General features: G+C 40.4%; 9 protein-coding genes. 7 read left to right on the forward strand and 2 right to left on the reverse strand.

All coding sequences use genetic code 11. The features are described from left to right. The first annotated feature begins 129 nt into the window (after positions 1–129). The 5 genes from LGZ98_RS22245 to LGZ98_RS22265 are packed head-to-tail and all read left to right on the forward strand — an operon-like array spanning position 130 to position 5,868. Entirely contained in the window at positions 130–2,151 is a 2,022-nt protein-coding gene (locus LGZ98_RS22245; protein ID WP_113040980.1) for a TonB-dependent hemoglobin/transferrin/lactoferrin family receptor, read from the forward strand. 30 nt (positions 2,152–2,181) lie between these two features. Then, entirely contained in the window at positions 2,182–3,255 is a 1,074-nt protein-coding gene (locus LGZ98_RS22250; RefSeq protein ID WP_113040981.1) for a hemin-degrading factor, read from the forward strand. Further along, on the forward strand, positions 3,252–4,070 hold the full coding sequence (locus tag LGZ98_RS22255) for a heme/hemin ABC transporter substrate-binding protein (RefSeq protein ID WP_113040982.1): 819 nt from the start codon (positions 3,252–3,254) through the stop codon (positions 4,068–4,070). Before LGZ98_RS22250 ends, LGZ98_RS22255 begins: the two co-directional genes overlap by 4 nt. Beyond that, entirely contained in the window at positions 4,067–5,074 is a 1,008-nt protein-coding gene (locus LGZ98_RS22260; RefSeq protein WP_113040983.1) for a FecCD family ABC transporter permease, read from the forward strand. The genes LGZ98_RS22255 and LGZ98_RS22260 overlap by 4 nt, the downstream gene beginning before the upstream one ends. Next, positions 5,074–5,868 carry a heme ABC transporter ATP-binding protein gene (locus LGZ98_RS22265; RefSeq protein ID WP_113040984.1) on the forward strand — a complete coding sequence of 265 codons (795 nt, stop codon included), beginning with the start codon at positions 5,074–5,076 and terminating at the stop codon, positions 5,866–5,868. The genes LGZ98_RS22260 and LGZ98_RS22265 overlap by 1 nt, the downstream gene beginning before the upstream one ends. A 49-nt stretch (positions 5,869–5,917) precedes the next feature. Here the strand turns inward: LGZ98_RS22265 and LGZ98_RS22270 are convergent, their stop codons facing one another. Next, complete coding sequence (locus LGZ98_RS22270) at positions 5,918–6,532, reverse strand: hypothetical protein (protein WP_113040985.1); 615 nt, start codon at positions 6,530–6,532, stop codon at positions 5,918–5,920. A 263-nt stretch (positions 6,533–6,795) separates the two neighbouring features. Between LGZ98_RS22270 and LGZ98_RS22275 the strand changes: the two genes are divergently transcribed. Together LGZ98_RS22275 and LGZ98_RS22280 are read left to right on the forward strand one after the other, a co-directional pair. Next, positions 6,796–7,161: a helix-turn-helix domain-containing protein gene (locus LGZ98_RS22275; RefSeq protein WP_113040986.1), complete on the forward strand. Its 366-nt coding sequence runs from the start codon at positions 6,796–6,798 to the stop codon at positions 7,159–7,161. Positions 7,162–7,546: 385 nt separating this feature from the next. Continuing rightward, entirely contained in the window at positions 7,547–7,684 is a 138-nt protein-coding gene (locus LGZ98_RS22280; protein WP_158536475.1) for a hypothetical protein, read from the forward strand. 285 nt (positions 7,685–7,969) lie between these two features. Here LGZ98_RS22280 and LGZ98_RS22285 read toward each other — a convergent pair whose 3' ends face one another. Beyond that, entirely contained in the window at positions 7,970–8,398 is a 429-nt protein-coding gene (locus LGZ98_RS22285) for a hypothetical protein (RefSeq protein ID WP_262978605.1), read from the reverse strand. Between the last annotated feature and the right edge of the window lie 605 nt (positions 8,399–9,003).

The raw sequence follows: 9,003 nt of genomic DNA on the forward strand, positions 1-9,003 counted from the left end.
GATAGGCAGTAAAGCCGGTAAGCTGATACTAACTAAATAAAATAATAACTCAGCCAGCCACCCGGATCGCGTATCGGGGCAGCCAGCTATATCCATAACTCATAAAATATTATTATGGAGATTCGCCTGATGTCTCAATCTGCAAGATCAACACTCAAACTATCAGCATTAAGCTTGGCAATTATCAGTAGTATTCCGGCTGTTTATGCAGCAACAAAATCATCCGATGCCGACAGTGATAAATCATCCCGCGAGGTGATAACTGTTTATGCAACAGGTAATGAAAGGGATAGTTTTGAAGCTCCCATGATGGTCACTGTGATAAATAGTCAGTCACCACAAAGTCAGACAGCCGGTAATGCTAACGATCTCATCAAAAAAATACCCGGCATTAATATAGCCGGTACAAACCGTGCTAATGGGCAAGATGTTAGTCTGCGTGGTTATGGTCCAAAAGGTGTTTTGACGTTGATTGACGGTATTCGCCAAGGTACCGATACCGGTCATATCAATGGCACGTTCCTGGACCCAGCACTCATTAAACAAGTCGAAGTTGTACGCGGCCCTTCCGCCCTACTCTACGGCAGTGGTGCCTTAGGCGGTGTGATCGCTTATCAAACTGTCGATGCCGCCGATCTTCTGCAAGCGGGTCAAGATCACGGATTCCGCGTTTTTGCCCGCGGTGCAACGGGTGACCATAGTATGGGCTTTGGTGGTGCAACGTTCGCAAAATCGGAATCCCTGGATGGTCTATTTGCCTTCAGTACCCGTGATTCAGGTAACATCCGTCACGGTGGTGGTGTGGTTGGCGATAATGATGAATTTATCAGTAATCTAATGGCAAAAGGCAGTTGGAAAATTGATGACAACCAGTCCCTGAGCAGTCAATTACGCTATTACCGTAATGAGGCTAATCAACCTAAAAATCCACAAACACTCACCGGAAAAAATAAAAATCCTAGCACTTGGACTGATCGCACAACAACTCAACGTGATGCCCAACTCAGCTACCAATTAAATCCAGCAGAATATGATTGGTTAAATGCCAAAACTGATCTCTATTATTCCGATATCACTATTAATGCTCGTACTAAGGAGAAAGGTTTCGAAGGCCGTAAACAGAAAACCTATGGCGTAAAATTGGAAAACCGCTCCCGCCTGTGGACAGACAGCCCGCTGGCACATCAATTTACCTACGGTGGTGAAACTTACAAACAGAAACAGACTCCAGACGGTAATACAGATAGCTTTCCTGACGCGGATATCCGCTTTTATTCCGGCTGGTTACAAGATGAGATAACGCTGCGCGACCTGCCAGTCTCTATTGTCGCGGGTACGCGCTATGACAACTATAAAGGAAACAATTCTAAAGATGAGGCTGTCAGCGCCGATAAATGGTCTTCCAAAGGTGCTATCAGTATCACACCAACTGACTGGTCGATGCTGTTTACCTCTTACGCTCAAGCTTTCCGTGCACCGACAATGGGAGAAATGTATAACGATTCTATGCACTATCCTGGAAACTTCTGGACCCCTAATCCAAATCTTCGTCCAGAAAGCAACGAAACGTGGGAGTCTGGTTTTGGATTACGTTTCAATGATCTACTAGCAGATAACGACGAGCTGAAATTTAAAGCGAGTTACTTTGATACTCAAGCCAAAGATTATATTAAGTCAGATATAGTCAACCAAGGAAGGAACACAACATCTGTTAATATATCTAGCGCCAAGATTTGGGGATGGGATGCTTCCATAAACTATGAATCCAATCTGTTCTCTTGGGAACTGGCTTACAACCGCACAGAAGGTAAAGATGAAAAAAGCGGTGGATCTCTTGATAACCTCAGCCCAGATACTATCACCAGCATACTGGAAATCCCTATTGCACAAACCGGTTTCTCTGTCGGCTGGGTAGGTCAATTCACCAAGCATACTGACTTCAAAGGTAAAGATGCCAGAGGTAGAGATCCTAAACAACAAGCAGGCTATGGCGTTAATGATTTCTATGTCAGCTATCAAGGTGAAGGAATGCTCAAAGGTGTGACTACTACAGCAGTTTTAGGCAATGCTTTTGATAAAGAATACTACTCACCACAGGGAACACCGCAGGATGGTCGCAACGCCAAACTGTTCGTCAGTTACCAGTGGTAATTAAATAAATGTATTTCAAGGAGTTAAATTGTGAATTCTTCACTTTATGAACGTTATCTACAAGCCAAATCTGATAACAAAGCCAAATATGCCCGTGATCTGGCAGCCTATCTGAATGTCAGTGAAGGTGAGTTATTACATAGCCGCGTTGGTATCGATGCCAAACGCCTCAATGTTGACGCCCCAACTTTACTGGAAGAGTTAGCTGTTGTTGGTGAAATTAAGGCGATCACCCGCAATGATTTTGCTGTTCATGAACACATTGGCCGGTATGAAAATACCCATTTCAGCAGCCACGCAGGGCTGGTCTTGAACCCTCGTGAACTCGACTTGCGGATATTCTTTGGACACTGGAGTAGTATATTTTATCTGGTTGAACCCGCAAAAAATGGTGTGCGCCACAGCATTCAATTTTTTGATCATCAGGGTGACGCATTGCATAAAGTTTATGCAACAGGTAATACTAATATGACAGCTTGGGAAGCGCTGATCGAAAAATATCAGGCAGAAGACAACCCCCCACTGATCATCAAACCTATAGAAGAAATCACCTATTCAACTCTAACAAATGAACTGAAAGCACAGCTTGATGAAGAATGGCGAGCAATGACTAACGTTCATCAATTCTTCACGTTACTTAAAAACCATAATCTGAGCCGTCAACAGGTTTTCAACGCAGTACATGATGATCTGGCTTACAAGGTAGAAAATTCTGCACTGAATAAACTTATCAACACCGCTTATAACGATCAGAATGAAATCATGATCTTCGTCAGTAATCATGGTTGCGTACAAATTTTCACCGGAAAGCTGGAACGTCTGATGCCACATCAGGAAGAAAACTCAGATCAGAAATGGATTAATATCTTTAACCGCAATTTCACACTACATTTAATAGAGAGTGCTATTGCTGAAAGCTGGGTAACCCGTAAACCAACAGAGGAGGGTTTTGTCACCAGCCTTGAGCTATTTGATGCTAATGGCAATCAGATTGCTCAACTGTTTGGTCAGCGTACAGAAGGCACTCCTGAACAAACTCAGTGGTATGAGCAAGTGGCTGCTCTGCCAAAACTGCAATCAATACAGGAAGAGCGTGTAGCATGAAACAATGGCTTCTGACATTTGTCCTTGCGGTATCGTTCAGTGCTTTTTCCACTGAACGGATCGTCACTATCGGTGGCGATGTATCTGAAATTGTTTTTGCACTTGGTGCAGGTGAAAAAGTTGTCGCCAGAGACAGCACCAGCCAGAAACCAACCGAATTGCTTGCCTTACCCGATGTCGGCTATATGAGAATGCTTAACCCTGAAGGTATTCTCTCTATGAATCCAACACTGGTGCTAACCAGTGAGTTGGCAAAACCTTCACTGGCACTTAAGCAGCTCCAAGATTCTGGTGTAGAAGTAATTCAGATAACCGGAAAAGCAGCGTTAGAAGCCGTTCCTGAAAAAATTAAGGCCGTCGCTAAGGCGGTCAATCAAACTGAACGTGGTGCACAATTGATTCAACAATATCAAAAAGCACTGACAGAAATACCAACAACTACCTTGCCGACCCGTATTCTGTTTGTGATGAGTCACGGAGGTATCATGCCAATGGCTGCCGGCCAAAAAACCGCAGCGGACAAAATGATTCGCGCTGTTGGTGCCACTAATGCCATGCAAGGTTTCAACAATTACCGCCCACTTTCCCAGGAAGGTGTTATTGCCAGCGCACCAGATCTGTTATTAGTGACGGAGGATGGTATTAAATCAATGGGCGGTTTGGATAAAATCTGGCAATTACCCGGATTGAAACACACCCCTGCCGGTCAAAAAAAACGGGTTTTAATTGTAGATGATATGGGGCTACTCGGTTTTGGCCTCGAAACCCCCTCAGTGATGAAACAACTCAGACAGGCGGCGGAGAAGACTCAATGAGCCGTATGAAGTCTCCGGGTTTGGGCTTGGCGTTTCTTTGTTTGTTACTGTCCGGGTTGGCTATTGGTTCTGCTAACATTGGCGCATTATCATTATCTTTCAAGACATTATGGGAATCTTCCATTAGTGAACCCCAGTGGCAAATCTGGCTGAATATCAGATTACCAAGAGTGCTATTAGCCATACTGGTTGGCTGTGCTTTAGCGACTTCCGGGGCTGTAATGCAAGGGTTATTTCGCAATCCACTCGCTGATCCTGGCCTACTAGGTATTAGCAGTGGAGCCGCATTGATGGTTGCAATGGCAATTGTTCTGCCAGTTAGCCTGCCATCTGTCATCGCTGTGTACGGACATATTATCGCCGCTTTTATTGGCAGCCTGTTAATTTCATTACTGATTTTTTCACTCAATAAATATAACTACGGAAATCTGGCCCGCTTATTACTCGCCGGGATTGCTATCAATGCCCTTTGTATGTCTGCTATTGGTGTCCTGAGCTATATCAGTGACGATCAACAGCTACGACAATTCTCTTTATGGATGATGGGTTCACTCAGCCAGATAGAGTGGCCGACGTTGGCAATTACAGCTTCTTTAATTATTCCCGCTATTATCCTAACATTCAGCCAGGCCCGTAAACTGAATCTGCTGCAATTAGGAGATGAAGAGGCCCACTATCTTGGTATAAATGTCCAACGCACTAAATTCCAGTTATTACTACTCAGCGCCCTACTTATTGGCAGCGCTGTTGCATTAAGTGGTGTTATTGGATTTGTTGGGCTAGTTATCCCACATTTGATCAGAATGCGATTTGGTGGTGATCATAATTGGCTACTTCCCGGTGCTGCTTTAGGCGGAGCTTCTCTTCTGCTTACCGCAGATACACTGGCAAGAACATTAGTCTCACCAGCAGAAATACCCGTTGGCCTAATTACTGGTTTAATCGGCGGTCCATATTTTCTATGGTTGATACTCAAACAACCAGGGCCAGGGAGCCGCACCTAATGGATGCCATAAAAAATAATATTTCTCTGCAAGCACAGAATTTAAGCTATTCAATTGGCAACCAAAAAATTATTGATAATGTTTCGCTCTCGGTAAATAAAGGCGAGATTGTCGCCATCATTGGGCCAAATGGCGCGGGGAAATCCACATTATTGCGGCTATTAACGGGATATATAAAACCTGAGCATGGGCAATGTTATTTACACGGAATACCTATTGAGCAATGGCCAGCTGAACAATTAGCCCGCACTCGTGCCGTCATGCGTCAACATAGCTCACTCTCTTTCCCTTTCAGTGTAGAAGAAGTGATCGCTATGGGGCGCTCTCCTCATGGTATGCATCATAAACAGACAGCAATTGATACCGTTATTGAACAAACGGATTGCCATGAGTTACGTCACCGCGACTACCGGCAACTCTCCGGTGGTGAGCAGCAAAGAGTACAACTCGCTCGTGTCCTTGCTCAACTTTGGCATCCAACACCAATAGAATGCTGCTTGTTTCTTGACGAACCAACATCAGCCTTGGATCTCTACCATCAGCAACACACTTTGCGTCTGCTTTACCGACTGACACGGGAACAACCCATGGCTATGTGCTGTGTTCTACATGATTTAAATCTTGCCGCTCTCTATGCAGACAAAATCTTTCTATTACATAAAGGAAAGTTAGTCGCTGCGGGTACACCAGAAGAAGTGCTGAATGATCATACTCTGAAAAAATGGTATCAAGCAGATCTTGGCATTACCCGCCATCCTGAGACTCAACAACCTCAGATTTATTTGAGGCAGTAACAGTAAATTCGACAGGCAAATTATTTCAATCGCTTGCCTGTCTTACTCTTTATTTCCGAAATTTTATTGCATCAGGCAAATACCAAAAAGTTGAAATCAAGCACAAGCAATAACCCAGAAGTTCACACCCTTCCTCAACCATATTTTTTGCTGTTCGATCAAAATGTTCGAGCATCAAACCTTTCCATAATTCTCCCATACCAAACAAACGGGAAAAAACGAGTACACACAAAATACCTGCAACCATCATGCTGTAACTTTGATGGCGCGTAAAATGAACAAGCCCAGCCAACGTATCCCTGCCTTTATAAGCTGAGTAAAAAATACAAATTAGCGCTAACGGAATAGCAATCCACGCCCAGGCACCATGAAATATCTCATCAAATATAGCATCCAGCTCTCTTATCAATAAACAAGCAAAAAAACCTGATATCAAGACTAATGCAGGACGTAATTGACTATTCTTTTTTGCTTCCAACAGAAATATAGCAGAAATAACAAACAGTATACTTTCCTGAGCAATTTCAGTTAATGAGTTCTCCTTCACTGCATTCTGCAAATAGATAACATCAATAAAGAGTAAGCCTATGACCATGGCTAAAATCAGAGCATAAAGAACAAAAAATGCCAACTTTTTAGTTAAAAAAGCCAAGTCCGATTGCATTACAACCTCCATTAAATTAAATGACGAACGATGATACTGTTTTGAATAAATTAGTGAAGATCATTTGATGCTACTTATTATTAAAACAAAGGAAATTTGCATAAATGATAATAATTATCAATTATAAATAGCATTTTTTGCCTATAGATATCCCGGATTTATTTTAAAATACACTCATTAATAACTATAGTTATTATCATTATGAAAATAACTAACTAAATCTAATATTTTAGCAACTAGCCCACCATCAGTGGGAGGTGAAAATGTCAGAAAGTGTAGTAAATGATATTGTCGGATGGCTCGAAACTCAGCTCCAACGTAACGAAGGTATAAAAATAGCGACCATTGCTGACAGAAGCGGTTATTCAAAGTGGCATCTACAAAGAGTGTTTAAAGAAGTGAAAGGCTATACCTTGGGTGAATATGTTCGTAAGCGGCGTTTACACGAAGCAGCAAGATCTCTGCGTGAAGAAAACCTACCAATCCTTGATATCGCTTTACAATATGGTTTCAGTTCTCAGGCAACATTTACCCGGATCTTCAAAAAGCACTTTAATACCACGCCTGCTAGATTTAGAGAAAATGGTAATCTACCTGAATTAAAGTACTTCTTAGATCATAGGCAATAACCGAGAGCCTCTAATAACCTTATTGATAGCATTCCCTAATGGTCAATATTTTATTGACCATTTAACTCTTATACTATTTTAATTCGCTAACACCCTAATAGATCAAAAAACAAAATAAGGATTTTCCAGATAACTATTGGCTAACCTAGTTTTATTCACTAGACATGAAGAAAAAATTTCCACATATATCAACATAAGTGATTTCGGATAATAACTTTATTAAATGACAATAAAATCTATTCAAATTTATTAATTCACGATAAATAAACTAATTAATATAATTAAAAAACAAAAATATTTCCATACAAATCATAACTATACCCTATGGATTTCAAGATGGATCGCGACGGCAAGGGAGTGAATCCCCGGGAGCATAGGTAACTATGTGACTGGGGTGAGCGAGTGCAGCCAACAAAGAAGCAACTTGAAAGATGACGGGTATATAATATATAGTATTCTTTATTCAATTAATAGGATCATTTTTACTGTCAACAAGCAGATAAAAAACACTAGAAAAATCTGATCAGAAATATTAAAACACTGTGCCTAAAACTTAGTGTATCTTTAGTTATTAAAAAGTAAAAACCCTGAAGACTGAACATCAGGGTTTTTATTTATAATTAATTCCAATTCACTATTTACCCTAATAGACGTTATTTTGCAAAAAGCTTGAACACTATCCAAATCTAAAATGGCAAATAAAATAACATAATGGAATAGGCTTTTAATACCTTTAACGTAAATAATAGCGAATAATATTTTCTATAAGAATTCTCACTCCTATCATTCCTAATGTCTACCGTCCTTATCATCCCCCGGTTCCGCCGCCTGTATTACCTCCTGTTCCGCCGCCTGTACTACCTCCTGTTCCACCGCCTGTACTACCTCCTGTACCGCCTCCTGTACCACCTCCTGTACCACCGCCTGTTCCCTTATCCTCCTTAATTAATACTCCGTTGATATATCCATGTTTCTTATATTCATACCCGGTAGTTCTAATAGTCACTTTTTTCGAATTAAGGTGTGCAAGAATCAAAGCTATTAAACTACCACTCCCTTGATAACCACCATCAGAGTTATCTAGAAGAAAATCCTGTGAAGTCCCTTTATCATCAACAATGATTACATGAACATTGTTTCTGGCTATTTCCGGAGCAATTTGAATGGAGGATACAGTTACATCAGAAATCGTCACATTAGGGGTAACTATATTATTAGAATTGTTTTGATCAATCATAATATATTATTCCTTATAAAATTAAATTCATACCAAGTTATAAATATAGAAGTTCATATTACACCTAAAAACTCAACTAATTTACTGAACATCCATATTCAACTATCATAATCCATAAACTTATAAAAAATTAAAACACTTTCTAACTTTAAAAATAGTGTAGAACCAATAGTGCGTCAATAAAAGAACAAAGAAAATAAAAACTAAAAAAAATAAACATTCACCATTAATTTATAATAACAAATTAAATTGCTGTATGTTTTTTTATTTTTAACCTAGTGCTAACATAGCGCATATATTGTGTTATTTACACTAAGCATACAGTAAAGAAAAAACCCTCCTAATAGTAGTGGTTAGCAATTATATAATCAACATAAAATTCAAGATAAAAAATATAACGGACAGATAATCTAAAATTCACATAAGTCATAGCAATAGAGCGAGATCCTACTATGCATATATGTTCACTTCAAAGAAAATTAATATCTGCGATTATATAGCCGATATAATAGATAACGAGGGAACGCTGTTTCGTATTAAAATCCGATCGGCCATTAAAAATCACAATAGCCAGTTGAATAGCAATCACTAAATCAGAAAAAAAT

The sequence above is a fragment of the Photorhabdus kayaii genome, from assembly GCF_025384895.1.
GTDB classification, from domain to species: domain Bacteria; phylum Pseudomonadota; class Gammaproteobacteria; order Enterobacterales; family Enterobacteriaceae; genus Photorhabdus; species Photorhabdus kayaii.

Coding starts and splice junctions, on each gene's coding strand:
- LGZ98_RS22245 (WP_113040980.1), top strand. CDS start 130: ATGTCTCAATCTGCAAGATCAACACTCAAACTATCAGCATTAAGCTTG.
- LGZ98_RS22260 (WP_113040983.1), top strand. CDS start 4,067: ATGAGCCGTATGAAGTCTCCGGGTTTGGGCTTGGCGTTTCTTTGTTTG.
- LGZ98_RS22275 (WP_113040986.1), top strand. CDS start 6,796: ATGTCAGAAAGTGTAGTAAATGATATTGTCGGATGGCTCGAAACTCAG.
- LGZ98_RS22265 (WP_113040984.1), top strand. CDS start 5,074: ATGGATGCCATAAAAAATAATATTTCTCTGCAAGCACAGAATTTAAGC.
- LGZ98_RS22255 (WP_113040982.1), top strand. CDS start 3,252: ATGAAACAATGGCTTCTGACATTTGTCCTTGCGGTATCGTTCAGTGCT.
- LGZ98_RS22270 (WP_113040985.1), bottom strand. CDS start 6,532: ATGCAATCGGACTTGGCTTTTTTAACTAAAAAGTTGGCATTTTTTGTT.
- LGZ98_RS22285 (WP_262978605.1), bottom strand. CDS start 8,398: ATGATTGATCAAAACAATTCTAATAATATAGTTACCCCTAATGTGACG.